The 24,186-nt window shown below is 71.8% G+C and carries 20 protein-coding genes; 11 read left to right on the forward strand and 9 right to left on the reverse strand.

All coding sequences use genetic code 11. From position 1 onward, the window contains the following. Positions 1-56: 56 nt before the first annotated feature. Positions 57-1,379 carry an MFS transporter gene (locus tag BM028_RS00680; protein ID WP_083403314.1) on the forward strand — a complete coding sequence of 441 codons (1,323 nt, stop codon included), beginning with the start codon at positions 57-59 and terminating at the stop codon, positions 1,377-1,379. Between the two features lie 102 nt (positions 1,380-1,481). Then, positions 1,482-2,573: a YihY/virulence factor BrkB family protein gene (locus BM028_RS00685; protein ID WP_071301686.1), complete on the forward strand. Its 1,092-nt coding sequence runs from the start codon at positions 1,482-1,484 to the stop codon at positions 2,571-2,573. Between the two features lie 42 nt (positions 2,574-2,615). Here the strand turns inward: BM028_RS00685 and BM028_RS00690 are convergent, their stop codons facing one another. The 3 genes from BM028_RS00690 to BM028_RS00700 all read right to left on the reverse strand — a co-directional run bounded on the left by BM028_RS00690 (position 2,616) and on the right by BM028_RS00700 (position 5,839). Beyond that, the gene (locus tag BM028_RS00690) at positions 2,616-4,088 is read right to left on the reverse strand and encodes an aspartate ammonia-lyase (protein WP_092384854.1); all 1,473 of its coding nucleotides are present in this window, start codon (positions 4,086-4,088) and stop codon (positions 2,616-2,618) included. A 198-nt stretch (positions 4,089-4,286) separates the two neighbouring features. Next, complete coding sequence (locus BM028_RS00695) at positions 4,287-4,583, reverse strand: hypothetical protein (RefSeq protein ID WP_071301687.1); 297 nt, start codon at positions 4,581-4,583, stop codon at positions 4,287-4,289. Beyond that, on the reverse strand, positions 4,583-5,839 hold the full coding sequence (locus tag BM028_RS00700; protein ID WP_083294992.1) for an inorganic phosphate transporter: 1,257 nt from the start codon (positions 5,837-5,839) through the stop codon (positions 4,583-4,585). The genes BM028_RS00695 and BM028_RS00700 overlap by 1 nt, the downstream gene beginning before the upstream one ends. A 116-nt stretch (positions 5,840-5,955) precedes the next feature. Here BM028_RS00700 and BM028_RS00705 point away from each other — a divergent pair, with 116 nt between their 5' ends. The 3 genes from BM028_RS00705 to BM028_RS00715 all read left to right on the forward strand — a co-directional run bounded on the left by BM028_RS00705 (position 5,956) and on the right by BM028_RS00715 (position 9,866). Then, positions 5,956-7,644: a cation:proton antiporter gene (locus BM028_RS00705; RefSeq protein ID WP_071295413.1), complete on the forward strand. Its 1,689-nt coding sequence runs from the start codon at positions 5,956-5,958 to the stop codon at positions 7,642-7,644. Between the two features lie 61 nt (positions 7,645-7,705). Next, positions 7,706-9,316 carry an ABC transporter permease gene (locus BM028_RS00710; protein WP_092383986.1) on the forward strand — a complete coding sequence of 537 codons (1,611 nt, stop codon included), beginning with the start codon at positions 7,706-7,708 and terminating at the stop codon, positions 9,314-9,316. Between the two features lie 259 nt (positions 9,317-9,575). Continuing rightward, entirely contained in the window at positions 9,576-9,866 is a 291-nt protein-coding gene (locus BM028_RS00715; RefSeq protein WP_071295411.1) for a hypothetical protein, read from the forward strand. Positions 9,867-9,891: 25 nt separating this feature from the next. Here BM028_RS00715 and BM028_RS00720 read toward each other — a convergent pair whose 3' ends face one another. Next, on the reverse strand, positions 9,892-10,416 hold the full coding sequence (locus BM028_RS00720) for an 8-oxo-dGTP diphosphatase (RefSeq protein ID WP_175475779.1): 525 nt from the start codon (positions 10,414-10,416) through the stop codon (positions 9,892-9,894). A gap of 64 nt (positions 10,417-10,480) precedes the next feature. Here BM028_RS00720 and BM028_RS00725 point away from each other — a divergent pair, with 64 nt between their 5' ends. Both BM028_RS00725 and BM028_RS00730 read left to right on the forward strand, forming a co-directional pair. Then, positions 10,481-10,831 carry a tryptophan synthase subunit alpha gene (locus tag BM028_RS00725; protein ID WP_070416534.1) on the forward strand — a complete coding sequence of 117 codons (351 nt, stop codon included), beginning with the start codon at positions 10,481-10,483 and terminating at the stop codon, positions 10,829-10,831. A gap of 34 nt (positions 10,832-10,865) precedes the next feature. Next, on the forward strand, positions 10,866-11,756 hold the full coding sequence (locus tag BM028_RS00730) for an aminodeoxychorismate lyase (protein ID WP_092383988.1): 891 nt from the start codon (positions 10,866-10,868) through the stop codon (positions 11,754-11,756). A gap of 72 nt (positions 11,757-11,828) precedes the next feature. Here the strand turns inward: BM028_RS00730 and BM028_RS00735 are convergent, their stop codons facing one another. Then, on the reverse strand, positions 11,829-13,028 hold the full coding sequence (locus BM028_RS00735) for an amidohydrolase (protein WP_092383990.1): 1,200 nt from the start codon (positions 13,026-13,028) through the stop codon (positions 11,829-11,831). 160 nt (positions 13,029-13,188) lie between these two features. Between BM028_RS00735 and BM028_RS00740 the strand changes: the two genes are divergently transcribed. Beyond that, the gene (locus BM028_RS00740) at positions 13,189-14,397 is read left to right on the forward strand and encodes a Fic family protein (protein WP_092383992.1); all 1,209 of its coding nucleotides are present in this window, start codon (positions 13,189-13,191) and stop codon (positions 14,395-14,397) included. Next, positions 14,394-16,538, forward strand: coding sequence for a S9 family peptidase (locus tag BM028_RS00745; protein ID WP_092384858.1), 2,145 nt, complete (start codon positions 14,394-14,396; stop codon positions 16,536-16,538). Before BM028_RS00740 ends, BM028_RS00745 begins: the two co-directional genes overlap by 4 nt. A 77-nt stretch (positions 16,539-16,615) precedes the next feature. Here the strand turns inward: BM028_RS00745 and BM028_RS00750 are convergent, their stop codons facing one another. Next, positions 16,616-18,145, reverse strand: coding sequence for a CYTH domain-containing protein (locus BM028_RS00750; protein WP_071301692.1), 1,530 nt, complete (start codon positions 18,143-18,145; stop codon positions 16,616-16,618). A gap of 60 nt (positions 18,146-18,205) precedes the next feature. Here BM028_RS00750 and BM028_RS18380 point away from each other — a divergent pair, with 60 nt between their 5' ends. Beyond that, positions 18,206-18,478, forward strand: coding sequence for a mycoredoxin (locus BM028_RS18380; RefSeq protein ID WP_070416538.1), 273 nt, complete (start codon positions 18,206-18,208; stop codon positions 18,476-18,478). Positions 18,479-18,597: 119 nt separating this feature from the next. Here BM028_RS18380 and BM028_RS00755 read toward each other — a convergent pair whose 3' ends face one another. Both BM028_RS00755 and BM028_RS00760 read right to left on the reverse strand, forming a co-directional pair. Further along, positions 18,598-20,727: a DEAD/DEAH box helicase gene (locus tag BM028_RS00755; protein ID WP_070416539.1), complete on the reverse strand. Its 2,130-nt coding sequence runs from the start codon at positions 20,725-20,727 to the stop codon at positions 18,598-18,600. Positions 20,728-21,193: 466 nt separating this feature from the next. Then, positions 21,194-22,438, reverse strand: a complete 1,245-nt coding sequence (locus BM028_RS00760) for an aminoglycoside phosphotransferase family protein (protein ID WP_071295406.1) — start codon at positions 22,436-22,438, stop codon at positions 21,194-21,196. A gap of 80 nt (positions 22,439-22,518) precedes the next feature. Between BM028_RS00760 and BM028_RS00765 the strand changes: the two genes are divergently transcribed. Continuing rightward, on the forward strand, positions 22,519-23,613 hold the full coding sequence (locus BM028_RS00765) for an FUSC family protein (protein WP_092384860.1): 1,095 nt from the start codon (positions 22,519-22,521) through the stop codon (positions 23,611-23,613). Between the two features lie 61 nt (positions 23,614-23,674). Here BM028_RS00765 and BM028_RS00770 read toward each other — a convergent pair whose 3' ends face one another. After that, positions 23,675-23,974 carry a hypothetical protein gene (locus BM028_RS00770; RefSeq protein WP_139199160.1) on the reverse strand — a complete coding sequence of 100 codons (300 nt, stop codon included), beginning with the start codon at positions 23,972-23,974 and terminating at the stop codon, positions 23,675-23,677. Positions 23,975-24,186: the final 212 nt, after the last annotated feature.

The following is a 24,186-nucleotide window of genomic DNA, read 5'->3' on the forward strand; positions in this document are numbered from 1 at the left end:
CGGACACGGCCCCGCACGTCCACGGACGGCGCCGCAGCCCCCAGAATGGTTCCACCGTGACATCATCCACACCGACCGGCGAGCGCCGACGCCGTCTCCTCGCCGACCTCACCCCGCTCCGCCGCTCCCCCGCGTTCGCCCGGCTCTGGCTCGGCACCGCCATCGCCGGCATCGGCACGCAGATGACCACCGTCGCCGTCGGCCTCGAGGTCTACGACATCACCGGCTCGACCTTCGCGGTCGCCCTCGTCGGCGTGATCGCGCTCCTGCCGATGATCGTCGCCGGCCTCTACGGCGGCATGCTCGCCGACGCGTTCGACCGGCGCACCGTCGCACTCGTGTCCGCCGTGATCGCCTGGGCCGCCGTGGCCCTGATCGCCACGCACGCCTGGCTCGGACTGCACAGCGTCGCCCTGCTCTACGTCCTCGCCACGGTCAACGCCGTCGCCGCGACCGTGAGCAACGCGTCCCGCTCCGCGATCGTGCCCCGGCTCGTGGGCACGGACCTGCTGCCGGCGGCGAGCGCCCTCGGCGGCATCGCCTCGGGGTTCCAGGTCACGGTGGGTCCCGCGGTCGCGGGCGTGCTCATCGCGGCCGTCGGCTTCGCCCCGACGTACACGATCGACGTGGTCCTGTTCACGTTCGCGTTCCTCGGGGTGTTCACCCTGCCGCGGATGGCCGCCGACCGGGACGCGCTCCGTCCGGGGCTCAGCTCGCTCGTCGAGGGGGCGCGGTTCCTCCGACGGTCGCGGAACATCACCATGACGTTCGTGCTCGACATCGTCGCGATGACGTTCGGGCAGCCCCGCGTGCTCTTCCCCGCGATCGGTGCGCTCGTGATCGGCGGCGGGTCGATCACCGTCGGCACCCTCACCGCGGCGTACGCGATCGGAGCCCTGCTCTCGAGCGTCTTCTCCGGTCCGCTCGGACACGTCCGCCGCCAGGGCGAGGCGGTCGGCTGGGCGATCACCGCCTACGGTGGCGCCATCGCGGCGTTCGGCGTGGTCATCGCCTGCGCCCACGCGCTCGGCGGCCGCGAGGGCGACGCGTTCAGCACCGGCATCCTGCCCGCGCTCGGCCTCGCGGCACTCTTCCTCGCGGCGGCCGGCGGCGCGGACAACGTCAGCTCGGTGTTCCGGAACACGATCCTGCAGGCCGCTTCCCCGGACGGCATGCGCGGACGCCTGCAGGGCATCTTCATCGTCGTCGTCACCGGTGGACCGCGGCTGGGCGACCTCTACGCGGGGCTGGTGGTCGCCGCCGGCATCGCGTACCCGCCGATCATCGGCGGCGTGCTGATCATCGGCCTGGTCGCGCTGCTCCTCCGTGCGGTGCCGTCCTTCCGCCGGTACGACGCACGGCACCCGCACGCGAACTGACGAGCGGAGCGGCCGCCGGACGCGACCGTCGACCGGACGGGAGGCGCGGTGCGGGCCGCCACCGCGCCTCCTGGCCCGCAGGTGTCGGGTACCGTACAACGCATGCCGGACAGCGCATCGCGCGACCTCCAGCGGACGGGAGTCCGCGCCGTGGTCCGGCGCACCTACCACTCGGTCATCCGGCACCGCGTCGTCGACGCGGCGGCGTCGCTGACGTTCTTCGCGCTGCTCACGGTGTTCCCGACGACGCTGACCGTGGTGTCGGCCCTGTCGATCGTGGACCGGCAGGGCGACAGCCTCGAGGACATCATCGGGATCCTCGGGTTCATCGTCCGCCCCGAGACGGCCTCGCACCTCGAGGGTCCGCTCCGGCAGCTCCTCACCCTGGACAACCCGTGGCTCGGCTTCGCGATCGGCGTCGTGCTGACGCTGTGGTCGCTCTCCGGGTACGCGACGGCGTTCGGCCGGGCGATGAACACCGCCTACGAGGTCGAGGAGGGGCGTCGCATCTGGAAGTTCCGCAGCATGATGCTCCTCGTCACGCTGCTCGTGATGGCCGGCGGTGCGATCGCGATCGTGATCCTGCTCGGCACCCCGACGATCTCCGCCGCGGTCATCCGCTCCTTCGGGTGGGCGCCGTGGATCGACGACCTCTGGAACGTGGTGAAGTGGCCGATCCTCGCCGCCGACCTCGTCGTGATGGTCGCGGTGCTGTACTACGCGACGCCGAACGTGAAGACGCCGCAGCTGCGGTGGGTGTCCGCCGGTGCCGGGTTCGCCATCGTGACGTGGGCACTGGCGACGCTCGGGTTCTCGCTCTACGTCGAGACGATCGGCGGCGGCAACAAGGCCTACGGGTGGCTCGGTGGCGCGATCCTGCTGCTCGTGTACCTGTACATCTCGAACTTCGTGCTCGTGGTGGGCGGTGAGCTCGACTCCGAGGTGATCCGGATGCGCCAGCTCCTCGCCGGGATCGAGGCCGACGAGTCCATCCGGCTGCCGCTGCGGGACGTCACGCGGAACTTCACGCTCGCCCGGTGGCGGGACGCCGACATCGCCGCCGCACACCACGTCCGGACGATCGCGGCGCAGCGGGCGGCCGAGGACGACGCCGATCCTGCCCAGGCCGAAGCAGCAGAACACCTGCGGGACCTGTCCCGGCAGGTGCGGGTCGGCGAGCCGCCGATGCCGTAGGCGCCCCGCGTCAGCGCTCGCGCGCCGCGACCCCGCCGCGCGTCAGCGCTCGCGCGCCGCCCGGTCGAGCATCTCCTCGGTGACGACCGGGATCGCCCCCGTCGCCATCTCGATGCCCGACAGCCGCGCCGGGCTCAGGACGCGCTGGACCTGGTCCTCCTCCATGAGCCCCGCCGCGGTCACGAGCGTCGAGATGGGCGTCGAAGTCGTCAACGCCGTGTGCGCGATCGACGCCGCGGCCGCGTACCCGATGTACGGCGTGAGCGCAGTGACGACGCCGACGTTCGTGTCGACCTGTGCTGCGAGCTTCGCCTCGTTCGCCTCGATCCCGGCCACGCAGTTCACCCGGAGCGTCGCGCACCCGCTCGCCATCCACTGCAGCGACTGCAGGATCGAGTGGGCGATGATCGGCTCGAACGCGTTGAGCTGCAGCTGCCCGCCCTCGGCCGCCATCGTGACCGTGGTGTCCGCCCCCACGACCGCGAACGCGATCTGGTTCACGACCTCGGGGATGACCGGGTTCACCTTGCCGGGCATGATCGAGGACCCCGCCTGCCGCGCCGGGAGCGTGATCTCCCCCAGGCCGGCCTGCGGACCCGAGGCCAGCAGCCGCAGGTCGTTGCAGATCTTCGAGAGCTTCGCCGCGCTCCGCTTCACGGTGCCGGACAGGGTCATGAACGCGCCGGCGTCGCTCGTCGCCTCGATGAGGTCCGGTGCCGTCACGATGTCGAGCCCGGACGCGACCTGCAGCTGGCGGCGGACCTCGTCGCGGTACTGGGGGTCGGCCGTGATGCCGGTGCCGATCGCCGTCGCGCCGAGGTTCGTCTCGGCGAGCAGCGGCATGACCGTCTTGAGCAGGAGGACGTCCTCCTGGATGGTGTGCGAGAAGCCGGTGAACTCCTGCCCGAGGGTCATCGGCACCGCGTCCTGCAGCTGCGTGCGTCCGATCTTCAGCACGTCCTGGAAGGCGTGCCCGCGCTCCGCGAAGGCGTCGGACAGCGCCTCGAGCTGCGACACGAGCCGCCGCACGCCGAGGATCATCGCGAGCTTGATGCTCGTCGGGTACGTGTCGTTCGTCGACTGGCTGCGGTTGACGTGGTCGATCGGGTGCAGGTACCCGTAGTCGCCCTTCTCGCGGCCGAGGAGCTCGAGGGCACGGTTCGCGAGCACCTCGTTCGTGTTCATGTTCGTCGAGGTACCGGCACCGCCCTGCACGATGTCGACGACGAACTGGTCCCGGAGCGAGCCGTCGCGGACCTCCTGCGCGGCACGGTCGATGGCGTCGGCACGCTCGGCGTCGAGCACCCCGATCGCCTTGTTCGCCCGGGCGGCCGCCTGCTTGACGGTCGCGAGGGCCTCGATGAGGTCCGGGTAGACCGCGATCGGCACCGAGGTGATGGGGAAGTTCTCGAGGGCGCGGAGGGTGTTGATGCCCCAGTACGCGTCCGCTGGGACGTCACGCGACCCCAGGGAGTCGGTCTCGGTACGGGTCTGTGCTGCTTCGTTGCCGGTCACGCCCACGAGGGTAGCCCGTCCGGCCGGTCGGGGCCGGGCCCCGGCCCGGGCGGGCGCGTCGCGACGTGCGCGGACGTCGCGGGTGGCGCCGTGGACGCGCGCGGTGACGGCCTGGAGGCGCGGTGCGGGTCGGCACCGTGCCTCCAGGCCGTCAGGGGGTCGCGCCCAGGGCGCGCACGCCGGTCGGCGCGGGATGCGTCAGTGGAACTGCGGGACGATGAGGTAGATGCCGTAGAGGACGGCCGCGCCGCAGACGACGAAGCAGGCGACGGACAGCGTCCGGAACCAGCGCACGGCGGTCGTGACGTTCGACGGGTGCGGGAACCCGACCGTCGCCGGACCGATCGTGCCGTCGTCCTTCACGGTGAACTTGCCGGCGCGGGTGTCGGCGGCGCTCCAGAAGCGGAGGCCGATCGAGTACACGGTGACCACGAAGCACGCGCCGACGAGCGACACGATCGCCACGGTGAGGAAGGCGAACCAGTCGATGCCCATCAGCGTCGTCCTCCCTTGCGGCCGGCCATGCGGCGCAGGGTGCGCTCGCGGCTCAGCTCGGCTCGACGCGCGGCGACGGTCTCGGCGCGCTTCTTCCGCTGCAGGTCACGCAGCTCCTTGCGGGTGAACACCGCGTTGGCTGCGACGTCCACCTCGATCGCCGCGGCCTGCTCGTGCGGCTTGCGGAGCGACCACAGGTAGAGCCCGAGGATCACCGCGGCGCCGACGACCGCGTCGATGACGAGGCCCGTGACGCCGAGGCGGGCGATGCCGGACGCGACCGCGCCGACGGCAGCGGCGGCCGGGAGGGTGATGAACCAGGCGATCACGATCTTGCCGGCGGTGGACCACTGGATCTTCGACCCGCGGCGGCCCAGACCGGCGCCGATGATCGATCCGGAGGACACCTGCGTGGTGGACAGCGCGAAGCCGAGGTGGCTCGAGGCGAGGATCGTCGCCGCGGTCGAGGCCTCGGCCGCGAAGCCCTGCGTCGCGCGGATCTCGGTGATGCCGGACCCGAGCGTGCGGATGATGCGCCACCCGCCGGTGTACGTGCCGAGGGCGATCGCCAGGGCGCAGGCGATGACGACCCAGAACTGGACGCCCTGCTCGGACGACTGCGCACCCGAGGCGATGAGGGTCAGCGTGATGACGCCCATCGTCTTCTGCGCGTCGTTCGTGCCGTGCGCGAGCGACACCATCGAGCTCGTGAAGACCTGGCCGATGCGGAAGCCGCCGCGCTCGTTCGGGAAGACCGGGCGCCGGGTGATCCGGTACGCGATCCGCGTGGACAGGAACGAGACCAGCGCGGCGATCACCGGCGAGAGGAACGCGGGGATGATCACCACCGTCAGCAGGGCCGCGTAGTTGACGGCGTTGAACCCCGCACCGACGATCGCGGCACCGATGAGCCCGCCGAACAGCGCGTGCGAGGACGACGACGGCAGGCCGCGCAGCCACGTGATCATGTTCCAGACGACCGCCCCGATGAGCCCGGCGAAGATCATCTCCGGGCTGATCGCCACGCCTCCGGGCCCCTCGTTGATGAGGCCGTGCGAGATCGACGTCGCCACCGCGGTGCTGAGGAACGCACCGACGAGGTTGAGCACCGCGGCGACCGTGACGGCCACCTTGGGCTTCATCGCACCGGTGGCGATCGGGGTCGCCATCGCGTTGGCGGTGTCGTGAAAACCGTTTGTGAAGTCGAAGAAGAGGGCCAACGCGATGACCAGGACGACTATGAGTGTGATGTCCACCGCGGGCAAGTGTCCCAGGCTGGACGCCGCCTGGCAAACCCTGTCGGACACCTGCTGTTCATGTCGCCTTCGGACTCGTTCAGATCCGGAACCATTCCGATGGGAGAATGGACGGCATGGACACCGTCGAGCTCCTCATCCTGTTGGTCGGATCGCTCGCGGTGACGGGGTTCGCTCGGGCGAAGGGACTGCCGGCGCCACTGCTCGTGACGGCCGTCGCCCTGGCCGCGTCGTTCCTGCCCGGCCTCCCGCCGATCGAGATCGACTCCGAGGTCATCCTGACGATCATCCTGCCGCCGCTGCTCTACTCGGCGGCGCTCGACGTGTCGTGGCAGAGCTTCCGGCAGTCGATCAAGCAGATCCGTCGACTCGGCATCTTCCTCGTGATCATCACGGCACTGGCCGTCGGCCTCGCGGCGTACATCATCATCCCCGACATGGACTGGCCCGCGGCGATCCTGCTCGGCGCGATCGTCGCCCCGCCGGACGCGGTGTCGGCCGCCGCGATCGGCCGGAAGCTCGGGCTCCCCCGCCGCGTGATGACGGTGCTGTCCGGCGAGAGCCTCATCAACGACGCCGCGTCCCTGACGCTCGTGCGCGTGTTCACCCTGATCGCGGCGGGTACCTCGCTCACGATCTGGCAGGACCTCGGGATCTTCGGCCTCGCGATCGGCGTCGGGCTGGCGGTCGGCATCGTCCTCGGCGTCGCGGTGCACTGGATCCGGATGCGGATCAACGACCCGGTGGTCGAGACGATCATGAGCATCCTGCTGCCGTTCGTCGCGTACATCCTCGCCGAGGACCTCTCCGGCTCCGGGGTGATCGCGGTGGTGACCGCCGGCCTCTACATCGGCTACAACTCGCCGAAGGAGGGCTACGCGACCCGGCTGCAGGAGCGCCCGCTCTGGACGAGCATCGACGTCATCCTCGAGGGGTTCGTCTTCGCCCTCATCGGCCTCCAGCTCAACACCGTCGTGCAGGACCTCGTCGAGAGCGAGCGCAGCCTCGGGCAGACCCTGACCGCCGCGGCCGTGGTGCTCGTGGTGGTGATCCTCGTGCGGCCGCTCTTCGTGTTCGAGTCCTACGTGCGCAACCGCTTCAACGGCAGGTGGTTCCGACCCCTGCGCATCCGGCTCTCCCGCGGCCATCCGTCCCTGCGGTGGATGCGCGGCTCGGCGGAACCGAAGCTCAACTGGCGCGAGCTCACCGTCATCTCGTGGACGGGCATGCGGGGCGTGGTGACCCTCGCCGCCGCCGTGTCGGTCGTGGCGAACCCGGTCGACATCAAGGCCCAGGACACCATCTTCATCATCGCGTTCATCGTGACGGTGGGGACCCTCCTGCTCCAGGGACTCACCCTGCCCTTCGTGATCCGGTCGCTCAAGGTGCAGGACCCGGCCGAGGGCGAGGAGGACGTCCGCAGCGAGATGCGCCTCAACCAGCGCACGACCGAGGCCGCGATCGAGCTGCTCGAGAAGCGACGTCCGGACTGGTCGAAGCAGTACGGCGACGAGGCCGTCGACGCCGTGGTGAACCGGCTCAAGGCCCGGCTCGAGCGCCAGGCGGAGACGTTCCGCCGCGACGCCGAGGAAGAGGAGGACGAGGAGCGCAACGCCCCGGTCCGCCTGCGGGGTGCGCAGATCCAGGACATCCGGCGGGAACTGCTCGACCGTCGTCGCGAGATCGTGCTCGAGGAACGCGAGAAGGGCAACCTCGACGAGGAGGTCATGCGCCGCGTGCTCGTGACCCTCGACGCCGAGGAACTCGCGATGGACTCGGCGCAGGCGTCGCGCAGCCGGTCCTGACCGCGACCAGGATCCCGGGCGTATCCTGGCGGCCCGACCCAGAACAGGAGCGCATCGCCGAGTGAGCACGCCGCGGAACGACGTCCCCAGGAACAACGACCTCCCGGATCGTGACGGGGGGCCGCGGCAGTCATCCGCTCCCAAGCAGCGCACGACACGTCCGTCCACCCGCGGTGGTTCGAAGCCCCGACGCGGTGCCCCGGTCGCCGGCACCCGGCCGACCCGAACCGGCTCCGGTGGTTCCGGTCGCGTCCGGCAGGCACCCGTCCCGGAACCGCAGCGCATCAGCGGCTACCGGCGCTGGTTCGGGACGCTGCACCCGTCGCTCCAGTTGATCGGCCTGCAGCTCTGGATGCCGCTGTTCTTCATCGTCGGCTTCTGCCTGTGCTACGTCTTCGCGTTCCACGCCCCGCACCCGCACGACGTCCCCGTGGCCCTCGTCGGCAGCGACCCGACCCTGGTGGCCGCGATGCAGAAGGCGCTGCCGGGCGAGTACCTCTTCCACACCTACGACTCCCTCGCGCAGGCGAAGCGCGACGTACTCGCCGGCACCATGGCCGTGGCGTACGACCCCTCGACGAACGAGGTCTTCAAGGCCACCGCACACCAGTTCCAGGTCGCCTCGCTCGTGCCCGTGACGCTGAGCACCGTCCTGACCGGCATCGGGGTCGCTGCCCCCACCGTGACCGAACTGGCTCCGCTGCCCGCCTGGGACGAGTACGGCACCGTCGCCATGTACGTCATGCTCGCCTGGTGCATCGGCGGCTACATGGTCGCGATGTTCATCGGCATCATGGGCGGCCCGCTCCGGCACCGCACCCGCATGGCCGTCATCGTCGTCGGTGGCCTGGTCATCTCGCTCATCACGAACACCCTCGCCGGGCCCGTGGTCGGCGCCATCCACGGACACTGGATCGAGCTCGTCCTCATCGCCTGGGGCTGGATCGTCGCGATCGGCCTCGCCGTCAACGGGCTGAGCTACTTCGTCGGCCGGTTCATCGCCGCGCCGGCCATGATCTGCTTCGTCTTCCTGTCGATGCCGTCGTCCGGCGGCGCCTACCCGAAGTGGTTCATGCCGGAGCCGTTCGCGTGGCTCAACAACGTCGTCGTCGGCTCGAGCATGGTCGACATGATCAAGCACCAGATCTACGGCGTCGGCCCGTCGTACTCGCGCGGCCTCATCACGATGGCCTGCTACGCCGGCGCCGGACTCGTCCTCATGTACTTCGGCAAGCAGTGGTGGGAGCGCCGACGCATCCGTGCCATCGTCACCGGCCGCACGACGATGTTCCAGGACGCCCAGACCGCGAACCGCGAGTTCCTCGGCAAGCAGCGCGACGCCGAGCTCGAGCGCCACGGGCTCACCTCGACCGAGACCGGCACGCTGAGCGTCCTCCACGACGACGACTGGGAGGACGAACGCGTCGGCGGCGACGTCTTCATGGGCGGTCGCGACGGCCTCGAGACCGAGACCACGCCCACGGGTCGCATCCCCGTCGTCCGTGGGGACCGCACCGGTCCGGTGCAGCGTCCAGGAGGCGCGGCGACCGGCCCCCGCACCCGTCCCGTCCCACGGGCGGACGGGTCCAGGGCACCGGGTCGCGCCGACGCCACGGGCCGCCCCGCCGACGGCGCCGGTGAGCGCCCGCACGGTCGGCACGCGGACCGCTGAGCCCGGGCTGCGCGCGCAGCCCCGCGCGCGTCGCTCGTGCGTGTGCGGCGCCCGTGCGTGTGCGGTGCCCGTGCGTGTGCATGTTCCGACATCGCACGCGTCGATCGACGGGCACGATGTCGAACGGTGCACACGCATCCGATGCACGTGCACACTTCGACACTGTGCCAGTCGATCGACTCGCGTCATGTCGCACGGTACACGCGCATCGACACGACCGACGCCCGGACCGCGTCCGCACGGCGCGTATCCTGGGGGCATGAACCCGCGCATCGCCTGGCACCGCGTCCTCGTCACCGTCGTCGTCGTGTTCCTCGTGCTGACGGTCGGGTTCTACGCGGCGAGTGTGCTGCTCGCCCCCGCCGACGGCCGCAACGTCGCCGGGCTGTTCGTCGGCTGGGCGATGTTCGCGATGATCGGCGCGATCGTGTTCGGCATCATCGACTTCTTCGTGCGCCCGCTCGGCGGACGGAGCGGTGACGCCGAGGTCATCGCCGCGGCCGAGGAAGCCCGCACCGGCAGCACCCGCACGCAGACCCCCACCCGGTAGGACGACGCGCTCGGACGGCGACGGGTCAGGGTCCGGACGGCGCAGCGACCCCGGTGCCGGTGTAGCCCGACACCGTGGCATCGTCCTCGGCGAACGTGAACCGCGCCCGCACCGATCCCCCGCCGAGCACGCCCGGCAACCAGTACTTCGCGTCGTCCCACATCGCGTCGAACGGCACGGCGTCGACCGGTATCCAGCGGGGTTCGAGTTCGTCGCTGCCCGACGGGCTGCCCTGCCAGCGGCGGCAGACGAAGACGTCCGAGACCTGGGACCAGGACGGGCGGTACGGGAACCGGTAGTCCAACGTGCCCCGCGCCTCCAGGTCCGCCGCGTCGATCCGCAGGCCGACCTCTTCCGCGACCTCGCGCACCGCCGTCTCGACGGCGGACTCCCCCGGTTCCCGCTTGCCGCCGGGTCCGACGAGCCGGCCGGTCCCGAGGCCGCGTCGCTTCTCCCCGAGGAGCACCTCGGGGCCCTGCTCGCCGTCGCGCACGAGGTAGACGACGACCACCGCTGGGTGCTGGGACTTGCTCGGGTCGCGTGGGGTCACGCGTCCAGTCTGGCCGAAGTTCTGGCGTAGGCTTTTTCCATGGCGGGCACGCTGCGGGGGCACCATGGCTGAGCCGGGCAGGACCGGGCGCAGCCTCGAAGTGCTGCGCGCCGAGGCAGCCGAGGAGATCTCGATGATCGTCGAGCACCGCAGCCGCCAGGGCGAGGACCCGTGGGAGTTCATGCCGACGCTCCCCACCGTGGACGAGCAGGTCGTGCTCATCCTCCGCGCCGACGCGGTCGAGCTGGACGCCGCGATCGGGCAGCGGAGCGCGCAGTGGTCGATGCACCCCGCCTCCGGGCAGGGCACCCGCCTCGGCGAGGAGTACCACCGGCTCCGCCGCATCGCGCTGCAGCACCCCGAGCTGACGCCGGCGGTGTGGAAGCTCATGGGCGCGCTCCCCGAAGCCGGCTAGGTCGTTCCCGGCCGGGCTGCGGTTGGATGGCCCCATGACCGAAACCGTGCTCGCCGTCCTGAACCAGCCCTCCCGCGACCGCGCGCCGCACGACCCCGCGGCGGACGCGTTCACGTGGGCGAAGCCCCTCGAGGAGCACGTCCAGGTGCAGGACCTCGGCATCATCCGCGGCGACGGGGTCTTCGAGACCGTCACCGTGATCGACGGGCACCCGCAGGCGCTCGAGGCACACCTGGCCCGCTTCGGCCGCTCGGCCGCGATGCTCGACCTGCCCGCACCCGACACCGACGCCTGGCGCCGGGCGATCGAGGCGGTGTGCGCCCGGCTCGACCCGGTCCGCGAGGCCTTCGTCAAGACCGTCCTCACCCGCGGCGTCGAGGGCTCGGACCGCCCGACGGGGTGGGTCTACGCGGCACCGTCCGGCGACTCGACCGCCGCACGCACCGAGGGCATCTCCGTCGTCACGCTCGACCGCGGCTACCGACACGACGTCGAGCGGACGTCCCCGTGGCTGCTGCAGGGCGCGAAGACGCTGTCGTACGCGGTGAACATGGCAGCGCTCCGCGAGGCCGGCCGACGCGGAGCGGACGACGCCGTGTTCGTGTCGACGGACGGCTACGTGCTCGAGGGCACACGCGCGAACCTCGTCCTGTCCGTCGGCGGGCAGCTCGTGACGCCGCGCACCGACATCGGGATCCTCGCCGGGACGACGCAGGCGGACGTGTTCCGCTTCGCCGAGGAAGCGGGCATCGAGACCGCCTACGAGCTCGTCACGCTGGACGACTTCCACGCGGCGGACGCGGCCTGGCTCGTCTCGAGCGTGCGCCAGGCGGCGCCGATCCGGTCGGTGAACGGTGTCGCGCGGGCGATCGACGCGGAACTCACGACGCGCATCAACGACTTCCTGCTGGCGCGCGAGGTCTGAGACCCGCCTGCGGGCGGCGGACTGGAGGCGCGGTGCGGGCCCGCACCGCGCCTCCGGTCCGGAACCTGGTCGCTACCAGCGCGGCGTGGTGACGCCCGTGCCGTCGGCCCACTCGAAGACGGACTCGCCCTCGATCCAGACGCGCGTCGCGCGGCTGGTCGCGTCGAGCGGGTCGCCGTCCCACAGGACGAGGTCGGCGTCGTAGCCCTCGGCGAGGCGGCCGACGCGGTCCCCGAACCCGAGGAAGTCGGCGGGGTTCGTCGTGAGCGCCTCGAGCGCGGTCTGGCGGGGCAACCCCTCCTTCACCGCCGCGGTGGCCTGGTCCACGAGCATGCCGATCGGGACGACCGGGGCGTCGGTCGTGATCGCCACGCGGACCCCGGCCGCCGCGATCGCCGCGAGGTTCGGGATGCCGCGGTCACGGAGCTCGACCTTCGAGCGGCTCGTGAAGAGCGGGCCGTAGATGACGGGGATGTCCTTCTCGGCGAGGACGTGCGCGATCTTGTGCGCCTCGGTGCCGTGGTTCACGACCAGGCGGTACCCGAACTCCTCGGACAGCCGGATCGCGGTGGCGATGTCGTCGTGGCGGTGCGTGTGCTGGTCCCACGCGAGCTCGCCGTCGAGGACGCGGACGAGCGCCTCCTTCGTGAGGTCGCGGGCGAACGGCTCGCCCTTCGCGGCGGCGGCGTCGCGGGCGGCACGGTAGTTCTGGGCCTCGACGAAGGCGTCGCGGATGATCTTCGCGACGCCGAGACGGGTGGACGGGGTCTGTCCCTTGCCGCCGTACACGCGCTTCGGGTTCTCGCCCAGCGCGCTCTTGATGCTCACCGTGTCGGAGATGAGCTGCTCGTCGATCGTGCGGCCGCCCCAGGTCTTGATCGCGACGGTCTGGCCGCCGATCGGGTTGCCGGACCCGGGCTTGACGACGATCGAGGTGATGCCACCCGCGAGGGCGTCGCGGAAGCCCTCGTCGTCGATGTCGATCGCGTCGATCGCGCGAACCCCGGCCATGTTCGGGCCGGTCATCTCGTTCGTGTCGTTGCCCGCCTCGCCGTTCGCCTCCTCGTGGATGCCGACGTGCCCGTGCGACTCGACGAAGCCCGGGACGAGCCACGCACCCGCGGCGTCGACGACCGGCAGCCCGGCCGGGGGCGAGACGTCCGGGCCGATCGCGGTGATGCGACCGTCCTCGACCACGACGGCGCCGCCGTCGAACTCGGGGGCGGTGACGGGGACCACGTGTGCGTTCGTCACGACGAAGGAGTTGCTCATGCCACCACGGTACCGACGGGGGCGGACACCGCGGCCGTGCACACGACATGCAGATTCCTCGCGGCGGTGGCCGGGGCCGCTCTAGCGTCGAGTCGTCGGCCGGTCGTCCCGTCGTCCCGTCGTCCCGTCTCATCTCGTCTCGTCCACCGTGGAGGAACCGATGCCCCGCACCGAGCACCCCTGGCCGTCCCACACCACCGTCACGCTGCCCTGGCGCAGCAGCGTGCGCGGCCCGCGGCACGACCGCGAGACGACGTCGGTGGTGGCGTCGGTCCCGCCGAGCATCGCCCGGCTCCCCTGGTCCCCGGACGCCGACACCGCAGCGCTGCTCGACCGCGCCGCCGCCGCGCTCGTGCACCTCGACGAGCATCACGGCGACCGGCTCGCCGTGCTCGGTCGCGTGCTCGACCGGACCGAGGCCGTCGCGACCTCCCGCATCGAGGACGAGCACGCCACGCTCGACGACCTCGCGCGGGCCGTCGTCGGCGTCCGGGCGAACCGCAGCGCGACGGCGATGGTCCGGGCCGGCGGGGCGATCGAGACGCTCGTGTCCTCCGCGGCGTCCGGCACGATCACGGAACGGGCGCTGCTCGCGGCCCACCACCGGCTCCTGCGCGACGACCCGGTCGACGGCCGGTACGCCGGACGCTGGCGGGACGTGCAGAACTGGATCGGCGGCGGCGCCACGCCCCGGCTCGCGCGTCACGTCCCGCCGCCGGCAGCGCTCGTGCCCGAGCTCATGGACGACCTGTTCGCGTTCCTCCACCGCGACGACCTGCACCCGATCGCGCAGGCGGCCATCGCGCACGCGCAGTTCGAGTCGATCCACCCGTTCACCGACGGCAACGGACGGATCGGCCGCGCGCTCGTCGCCGCCGTGCTCCGGCGTCGTGGCCTCGCTCGGATCGTCACGGTGCCGGTCGCGACCGCCCTGGTCGCCGAGCGGGACCGGTACTTCTGGCACCTCGACCGGTACCGTCGTGGTGTCGTCGACGAGTGGGTCCGTGACCTCGCGATCGCGATCGGCACGGTGTGCGACGAAGCCACGGTCACGGCGCTGCTCCTCGACGAGGCCGCGGTTCCCCGCGGGTCGCGGTGGTGGCCGACCCGGGCGCACGACGCCGTAGCCCGGACCCTCCTCGACGATCCCGTCGTCACCGAGGACCACCTCGAGCAGCTGCTCGACGACGACGCCCGCTCGATCGACACCGTGACCGACGACCTCTGCCGCGCCGAGCTGCTGCGGCCGGTGACCGAGCGGCGCCGTCGCCGAGCGTGGCTCGCGGTGGCCGTCGCCGACGAGGTGACGGCCTTCACCGACCGCGTCCACGACGCCGTCACACACCGGGCGAATAGGGTGGGGTGGTGAGCACCGAGCACGCCCAGGCCACCCCGCCCACCGCCGCCAAGCGGCCCGTGACGCGGACCCACCACGGCATCGACTTCGTCGACGACTACGAGTGGCTGCGCGACAAGGAGTCGCCGGACACCCTGGCCTACCTCGAAGCCGAGAACCGCCACACCGAGCAGGCGACGGCGCACCTCGACGGACTGCGCGACCGGATCTTCGCCGAGGTGAAGAACCGCGTGCAGGAGACCGACCTCTCGGTGCCCGTCCGCATGGGCGACTGGTGGTACTTCACGCGCACGGCCGAGGGCAGCCAGTACGGCGTGCACTGCCGTGCGCCGATCAGCGGCCCGGACGACTGGACCCCGCCGGCGGTGACCGAGGGCGAAGCGACGCTCCCCGGCGAGCAGGTCGTCCTCGACGGCAACGCGCTCGCGGACGGGCACGACTTCTTCTCGCTGGGTTCCTACGACATCAGCGACGACGGCACACGGCTCGTCTACGGCATCGACGTCGAGGGCGACGAGCGGTACACCCTGCACGTGCGGGACCTCACGACCGGCACCGACCTCGGCGACGAGATCCCGAACACCGGGTCCGGGGCGACGTTCGACCCGTCCGGGCGCTTCGTGTTCTACCCGACCGTCGACGACTCCTGGCGGCCCGACCGCATCTGGCGGCACACCGTGGGCAGCCCGGCGGCCGACGACGTCGTCGTGTTCGAGGAGCCGGACGACCGCTACTGGGTCGGCGTCGGGGTCACCCGGTCGTCGCAGTACATCGTGATCGAGCTCGGGTCGAAGATCACCTCCGAGGCGCTCGTCCTCGACGCGGCCGACCCCACCGGCGAGTTCCAGGTCGTGTGGCCCCGGCGCGAGGGCGTCGAGTACGAGATCGAGCACGCGATCGTGGGCGGCAGCGACCGGTTCCTCGTCCTGCACAACGACAGTGCCGAGAACTTCGAGCTCGTCGACGTCCCCGCGGACGACCCCACGTCGGAGCGTGACCGGCGGGTCGTCGTCGCCCACCACGCCGAGCGTCGGATCGAGGCGGTGGACGCCTTCGCCGGACACCTCGCGCTCGAGTACCGGTCCGAGGCGCTCCCCCGCGTCGCGATCATCCCGATCGAGGGCGACGGCTACGGCGACGCGCACGAGGTCCCCTTCGACGAGGCACTGTTCTCGGCCGGGCTCGGTGGCAACCCGGAGTGGGACCAGCCGACGCTCCGGATCGGGTTCACGTCGTTCGTCACCCCGTCCGAGGTGAGCGACCTCGACCTCGCGACGGGCGAGGTCACGGTCCTGAAGCGTCAGCCCGTGCTCGGCGGCTACGACCCGGCCGACTACGTCCAGGAGCGCGACTGGGCCACCGCCGACGACGGCACCCGCGTGCCGATCTCCCTCGTGTGGCGCCGTGACGCGGTCGACACCGACCGTCCGGCACCGCTGCACCTCTACGGCTACGGCTCGTACGAGCACTCGATCGACCCCGGGTTCAGCGTCATGCGCCTGTCGATGCTCGACCGCGGCGTCGTGTTCGCCGTCGCCCACGTGCGCGGTGGCGGCGAGATGGGTCGGCACTGGTACGAGAACGGCAAGACCCTCACGAAGAAGAACACCTTCTCCGACTTCGTCGCGGTCGCCACGCACCTGATCGACACCGGACGCACCACCGCCGACCGGCTCGTCGCCGAGGGCGGCAGCGCGGGCGGGCTCCTGATGGGCGCTGTGGCGAACCTCGCCCCGGAACGGTTCGCCGGGATCCTCGCGGCGGTGCCCTTCGTCGACGCGTTGACGAGCATCCTCGACCCCGACCTGCCGCTGACGGTCATCGAGTGGGACGAGTGGGGCGACCCGCTGCACGACCCCGAGGTCTACCGGTACATGAGCGAGTACTCGCCCTACGAGAACGTCCGCGACGACGTGCAGTACCCGAAGATCCTCGCCGTGACGTCCATCAACGACACCCGTGTGCTGTACGTCGAGCCCGCGAAGTGGACCGCGAAGCTGCGGGAGGTCGGCGCTCCGGTGCTGCTCAAGACCGAGATGGCAGCGGGGCACGGCGGGGTCAGCGGCCGGTACGCCTCGTGGAAGGAGCGGGCGTTCGAGCTCGCCTGGCTCCTCGACGTCCTGGGGCTGGCGGACGAGGCGCCCGCCGCGTGACGACTTCGTGAGCAGGAATGGTCGGGTTGCCCATCGGCACCCGACCATTTCTGCTCACCAAGCGAGCGCGCGCCGCGTTACACGCGGTTGAGCGCGTGCACCGCCTCGTCGTAGGACTCCTCGGCGAGGCGCACCCGGTCACCCGCGAGCACCCCGTACCCGAACGTGCCCTCGCCGCCGCGCTCGGCGATCGCCGCGTTCGTGCGCAGCGTGTCGAGCGCGTGCAGGGAGCGCACCCGCTCGGTGAGGACGTCGGCCGCCGTCCCGATCCGCTTCCACAGTGCGTGCGGGAACGCGTCGTCGCCGAGCACGTCCATCGTCAGGCGCGCGCGCATCGTCGCCTGCCAGGCGGCCTCGGTCGTGGCGCGGTCGGCGGCCTCACGCGCAGCGGCGGTGTCCGAGGTGTCGTCGGCGACCGCGGCGCGCACGAGTTCGCGGACCTCCGGCTTCACCTGGGCGACGACGTCCTGCGCGACCTTCTTCGGCGACCGGAGGGCCCACGCGGTCGGTGCGGGTCGCTCGACCGCGTCGTCGAGGGCGTCGAGGAGCTCGAGGAACGGCTCGCCGTGCAGGAACGCCACGACGTCCCGGACCGACTGGTCGCGACGTTCGCGGGTGGCCGCCAGGATCCGCTCACGCGTCATCGCGTCGACGAGCTCGTCCTGCGCCGGGGTCGACGCGCGCGGCAGCCGGTCGATGAGGTACTCCGCCAACGCAGCGCGCGCGGTGACGGCGGCGAGTCCGTCCGCCCCCGCAGCAGCGCGGTCGACGGCGTCGCCGGCGGCGAACGCGGGACGGTACGCGCCGAGGATCGCGGCGATCTCGAGGGCGGTCTCGGCCGCCTGCCGGAGGTCGGTGGCGTCGCCGGAGCGGAGCCGCGCCTCCTGGGCGAGGAGCGCGGCGCGGAGCTTCCGCAGCCGCTTCACCAGCACGCGTGCAGTCGTTCCCTTGTCCGGCTTGTCCTCGGCCTGGAGGCGCGGTGCCGGTGCTCCTGCCAGCCCACGTGCCAGCTTGGACGAGACGGCGGCGGGGCCGGCGCCGACGGCGGCGAAGCGCCCGTCCAGCGACGCGAAGAGCTCGTGGGCGACCTGCGGGTCGACGCCGCCGACGATCTCGACCTCGACCTCGCGCCAGGTGCGCGGGGTCTCGGGGGCGTCGTCGTCGAGCCGCGTCGCGCGGACCTGGTCGTCGGCGAGCTCGGCGATCTGGTCGCCGTCCTCGTCGAGCAGCCGCGTCACCGTGCGGGTCGTCGTGATCCGGACCACCGGGTGGAGGCCCCGGCCACGGCGCTCGGTGAAGAGTGCGGCGAGGACCTCGTCGGGGACGGTGTCGGCGTCGTCGGTGAGCGGGAAGTGCTGCTCGTGCCGGACGGTGTCGGACGAGGCGCGCTTGATGTGCCAGCCGGCGTCGGGGCCACCGGTCCGTCGGCGCACCGTCACGCGGGCGGCCACGAGGTCGTACCGCTCGGTGTCCCAGTACGTCGCGTCGAGGTCGAACGGTTCCTGGTGCTCGGTGCGGATGATGCCGCCGATGCCGACGAGGTCCGGCAGGGCACCGCCCTCGGGCAGGTCGTAGGTTCGCTCGATCTCGAGGTGCGTGTCGCTCACGCGGTCCTGTCTACCAGGGCTTCCCCGTGTTCCCCGAACCGGCGGGGTTAGCCTGAGCACATGAGCGAGACGATCACCCGCGACGCGTTCGTGCCGGAGGCCGGCGCCGTCACGATGTTCACGACCAGCTGGTGTGGCTACTGCGCGCGCCTGAAGAACCAGATGTCCAAGGCGGGGGTCCCCTACCGCGAGGTCGACATCGAGCAGACGCCCGGCACGGCCGAACTCGTCGCCGAGGTCAACGGCGGCAACCAGACCGTGCCGACGCTGGTGTTCCCCGACGGCAGCACGGCGACGAACCCCTCGCTCGCCGAGGTCCAGTCGCGCATCTGACGCCGCGGAGCCCCGCACAACCGAAGTCCGTCCGAACCGCGCGATCGCGTGGTTCGGACGGACTTCCGTTGTGCGAGAGACATGCGCGCCACGCGCCGCACGCGCCGCACGCGCCGGCCCTAGCCGCGCTCCAGCGCCTCGGTCAGCAGCGCCGCCATCGCGTCGAGCTGGATGTCGCCGGAGTCGACGATCTCCTCGTCCGAGCCGTCGAGCGCGCGGGCGGCCAGGGACGCCTTCGAGTCGATGAGCTCGGCGATCTTGGTGTCGATCGTCTGGGCGGCGATGATGCGCCACGCCGTGACGGGCTCCTCCTGCCCGATGCGGTGCACGCGGTCGATCGCCTGGGTCTGCTCGGCGCTCGTCCACGACAGCTCGGCGAGCACGACGTTCGACGACACCTGCAGGTTGAGGCCGACACCCGCCGCGGTGAGCGAGCAGACGATCACGGCGACGTCGGGGTCGTTCACGAACGAGTCGATCTCGGCCGTGCGCTGCGCCGGCGTCTGGTCGCCCCGGACCGTCGCGGTGCGGAGGTGTCGACGTGCGAACACCTCTTCCGCCTGGTCCATGACGTCGAGGTGCTTCGCGAAGAACACGACCTTGCCGACGTTCGAGGCGAGCTGCGCCGCGTAGTCCGCCGCGAGCTGTGCCTTGGCCCGACCGATGCGCCGCACCATCGAGAACACGTTCTCCCCGGTCGGCGAGGCGTCCTGGTCCTCGAGCTCCCAGCGCGCGACCTGGCGGACGAGCTTGTGGTCGATGCCGACGACCGGGTCCTGCCCGGTGCGGGCGTCGAGCGCCTGGTGGTACCGCTTGACGAGCTTCGCGGTGAGCTCGCGCTCGGCGTCGCGGATCGAGCGGCCGACCTCGTCGTCGAGTTCGACGGGGATGTCGGCGATCCGACGTGCCGGGATGTCCGCGGCGACGTCGACCTTGCGGCGGCGGACGATGCCCTGGTCGATGACGGCCTTGCGGGCCTCGACGAAGAACCCGGGGTCGGCCGGCGTCAGGCCGATCTCCTCGAGCTCGTTCATGAGCTTGGCGCGCGGCTTCTTGTCGTCGATCCAGCCGAGGTACTCCCAGATGGTGCGGAAGTCCTCGACCGAGTTGATCAGTGGCGTGCCGGTGAGGGCCATCAGCAGCGGCGACGCGGTGCGCGACCGGATCGCCTCGGCGAGCTGCAGCACGAACTTCGAGCGCTGCGAGTCCTTGTTCTTGATGAAGTGCGCCTCGTCGACGACCATGCCCTTGAACCCGAAGTTCCCGAGCCAGCCGGCGTGCCGGTCGAGGATCTCGTAGTTCACGATGACGATGTCGGCGAACCCGTCGAGGTCGTCCCCGTCGCCGTGGATGACCGTGGCGGTGCGGTTCGGGACCCAGCGGGCGGCCTCGCGCTTCCAGTTCGTCTTGACGACGTTCGGCACGACGACCAGCAGCGGGAAGGCGTTCGCGGCCTCGGCGGCGAGGAGCGACTGCGCGGTCTTGCCGAGGCCGGGCTCGTCGGCGAGCAGGAACGTGCGGTGGCCCTGCGCCGCGGCGGCGATGAGCTCCGCCTGGTGCTTCATGAGCGTGGTGCCCGACCGCGAGTGCAGCGTCGTGGGCTCCGGCAGCGGCATCGTCGCCGCTCCCCCGCCCGCGCCGTACTCGAACGACTTGAAGAGCGGGCCGAACAGCTCCCAGTTCGCCAGGCGACGCGGGTGCGCGACGGGCTGGTCGGCGAGCGCGAAGTCCGGCGGCAGGAACGGGTTCGCGAGCTGTCGCTGCACGACCGCCTGCGGCACGACGGCACGCACCGGACTCTCCACCGTCGGCGAGGGCTCCGCCGCGATGACGAGTTCCTCGGGCTGCAGCTCCATGCCGCCCGCGATCATCATGTCGCGCTTCACGGTGCGGGTCGTCTCGCTGACCGACGCCTCTTCCGTGAGGAGCTGGATCACGCTGGTGTCCCGCGCCGCGGTCTTCGCGAGGATCGTCGCGACGCCGTCGAGCCGCTTGAGCTGCTCGGCGCGCTGCGAGTCGGTGAGTTCGGTGTCCGCCTTGACCCGTGCGCGTTCCTCGCGCATGAGCAGGGCGACCGCCTGGAACTTCGAACGGTTCGACGCCTTGAGCGGTCCACGCTGCGCCGCCGCCTCGACCTCGCGCACGGCGCGGGCGAGCACGGGGATGACGCCGTCGTTGTCGAGCGGCCTGGTGCGACGCGACGCGGTCCGCGTCCCGCCGGCTGCTCGCCGGGTGCCTGATCGAGCCAACGCTCCTCCTGTTCCGCCCGTTCGTGCGGGCGAGCCGCCCCGCGGGGCGGAAGTCCTGAACCGGCGCCTGGCACGGCTCCGGTGTTCCGGGGGCCACCGTGGCCCACCGCTTCGCCGGTCCCCGTCCGGGGGACGTGGAGTCCCGCGGACCGTTCCCATCGCGGCCACCGGGTGGGGCCGGATGCGACGGTCCGCGCCGAGATCCGGCGCCGTCACACGCACGTGATGCCCCCTCGGAGCGATCACGGACCCGGTTCCCACGTCGGTCAAGTGACCGACTGCTGCGTCCGGAATCGACGCGGCACGCGGGAACGCGGTGCGTGCGCGCTCAGTTTACTCCCCGACCACCGACGGAGGCGACTCGACGACGCCCGCGCGAGTCGCGCCTCCTGGGATCCGCCTGCTGTCGGGTCCAGGAGGCGCGGTGCGGACCCGTCCCGCGACCGGCGTCGCGCAGGTGGTCGCGTCAGGCCTGTGGTGCGGAGCGCGGGCGGAGGAGGCCGTCGGACGGGACGATCGGCGTCGCCTCCGCGAGGGCCGCCTGCGTCGCCGCCAGCAGCTGCTCCGCCGTGTGGATGCCGTTCGCGGAACCGGTCGTGGCCTGGCCGCCGGCGTGCGCGAGCAGTTGCGCGCCGATCGCCGGGCCGATCCGGTCCGACTGGTCGGGGTTGCGCGCGATCCAGTCGCGCGCGACGGCGTCGGCGAGGCGTTCGGCGGCCGCCCCGCGCTCCGCGTCGCCGCGCGACCGGTGCCACAGCCCCGTGACGACGAGGTGCGCCACCACGGCACCGATGTCGCGCACCGGGTAGCCCCAGCCCGCCGTGTCGATGTCGAGCAGGCCGGAGATGCGCCACGGCTCGTCCTCGTCGACGAAGACCTGCTCGAGGTGCAGGTCGCCGTGCACGACCTGCTTCGTCGCGGTCGCCCAGCCGATCGAGCGTCGTCCGATGGCGTCGTAGAGCGCGTCGATCTCCTCGGCGTCCTGCGGCAGCGCGGCGACGAGGGTGCGGCGGTGCCAGTCGGCGTGGTCCATCGCGTCGGCGCGGGCCTGCTGCGTCATCGGGACCGTCGCGATCCGCCCGGTGAGCGCGGCGAGGGAGGCCACGAAGCGCGGGTCGTCCGCGATCTCGAGGATGCGGCTGCCGGCGGGGACCCCGCGGATGCGTTCGAGGACGAGCAGACCGTCCCCACGGCTCGAGAGCACCCGCGGCACCGGCAGTCCGGCGGCGACGAACTGCTCGTGCGACTTCTCGATCGGGGCCACCCGGTGCGGACGCACGACCTTGAGGAAGAGGGTCCCCTCGGCGGCGTCGACCCGCACCACGGCACGCTTGCCCGGTCGGTACGCCGCGACCGTGAGGGTCGGGTCGGTGACCGGCATGCCGAGCGTCGTGAGGAGCTCGGCGACGGCGTCGCGGTACGTCACCTGGGGCAGCACCGGCAGCCCGGGGTCGTTCGGGTACGCCCACACCGAGACCGGCTCACCCGTCGCGGGGTCGGTGACGATCGCGCTGTTCTGGTCGTGGGTCCCGCCGGTGTCGACGTAGGTCAGGACCGTGGCGCGCTGGCCGTTGCGGTCCACGGTGTCGACCTCGTAGCCGTACAGGTAGCCGTTGCCCGAGGGTTCGACCGAGTGCGCGCGTGCAGCCACCACGGAGGTTCCGGAGCCGGCGAAGGCCTGCGGGATGACGCGCTCATGGTTGGGCCACACGAGACCAGTCAACCGGACGGGGCGGGATTCGTCGCGTTCGTGCACGGCTCGGCGCGCGCACCGTGGCTACCGTGGTCGTCGTGAACCCGGTCGCGCGTCTCCGCAGCTCCAGTCGCACGCCGTTCCTGCAGGTCGTCAAGACCGCGGTCGCGGTGGTCGCCGCCGTGCTGCTGTGCCGGGTGCTCATCGACGGGCCGTTCCCGACCTTCGCCGCGATCGCCGCACTGCTCGTGGTGCAGCCGAGCATCAACCAGTCGTTCGTGAAGGGACTCGAACGCAGTGCCGGGGTCGTCCTCGGCGTCGTGCTCGCCACCGGGTTCCACCTGCTGCTCGGCGACACCGTGTGGGTCGTGCTGCTGGTCATCGTGCTCGCCATCCTCATCGCGTGGGCCCTGCGGCTCACCCCGACCTCGGCGACGCAGGTCGGCATCAGCGGCATGCTCGTGCTCACCGCGGGCGTCGTCACGCCGAACTACTCGGCCGACCGGATCCTCGAGACCGTCCTCGGAGCGATCGTCGCCCTGATCGTGAACGCGCTCATCGTGCCGCCGGTGCTGCTCGGCCCGGCGCACCTCGCGGTCGCACGGCTCGCCCGGGACACCGCCGCCGCGTTCGAGCGGGTCGCGATCGGGCTCACCGAGGGGTGGGACCAGGACCGCTGGCACGAGGCGCTCCTGCAGGCCCGGGCGCTCCGGCAGCAGCACGCCCGCGCCGAGGCGTCGCTCACCGCGGCCCGGGAGTCCCTCACGATGAACCCGCGCGGCGGCCGGCACCGGACCGTCCTCGACGAGGACATCGTCGTGGCCGAACACCTGCGTGTGCTCGTCACCCGGGTCACCGGCATGACCCGGGCGATCCAGGACAACACGGCGCCCGACCTCCGGGCCGACCCCGTCGTCGGGAGCATCGCCACCGAGGTCGCCCGGATCGCGGCCGACGTCCGGGCGCTCAGTGCCCGGGTCGCCGCGAAGGAGGTGCCCGTGTCGACCGCCGCGTCCCCTCGGCCCCGGTGGTCGGTGCCGACGTCGCCGCAGCACGACGAGGACGTCGCGGAGCCGGCACTCACGGCGCCGCTCGAGGTGATCCGGCCGAACTCGCGGCACTGGATCCTGATCGGGGCGCTGCTCGAGGACATCCGGCGCGTGCGCGAGGAGCTGCTCGGCGAGGACGACTGACGCTGCCCGTGGGCGGGCGCGTGCGCGTGCGGGCTCGTGGCGCGTGCGGGCTCGTGGCGCGTCAGCGCGCGGCGGAGGCCGCCTCGGCCGCCGAGTGCACGATGTCGTCCCAGATCGTCGCCGTCGGCACGGTCGAGTCGCTCGAGACGACCTCGACGCTCGCGAACCGGCTGATCTCGGCCACGACGGCATCGGCCCCCGCGGCACGAGCAGCGACGCTCGCGATGTCCGGGACCGCCGCCCGGAGCTCGGCGACCACACGGTCGCGGCTGTCGTCCTCCATGTCGCCGAGCACGCCGATGCCCTTCCAAGCGGCGTCGAGCTCGGCACGCAGACGGACGAGGGCCGGGTGTTCCGGCATGTCGTTCATGGTGCCCCCACTGCGGATGTGACGTCGGGTACGCCGCTTCCGGTGCGCGAGCATAGCAACGAAGCAAGCAGTCCTCACGTCCCACGAACGGGGGACAGACCGTTCTACCTGTCCGGCCGCCGTGACTGTGACGAGATTCAGCGAGTTCAGCCGTGGGATCTCCCGCATGTACAGGTTCGATGCCACGATGGGGTCGAGGAGGT

The organism is Curtobacterium sp. YR515 (genome assembly GCF_900113095.1).
GTDB lineage: Bacteria > Actinomycetota > Actinomycetes > Actinomycetales > Microbacteriaceae > Curtobacterium.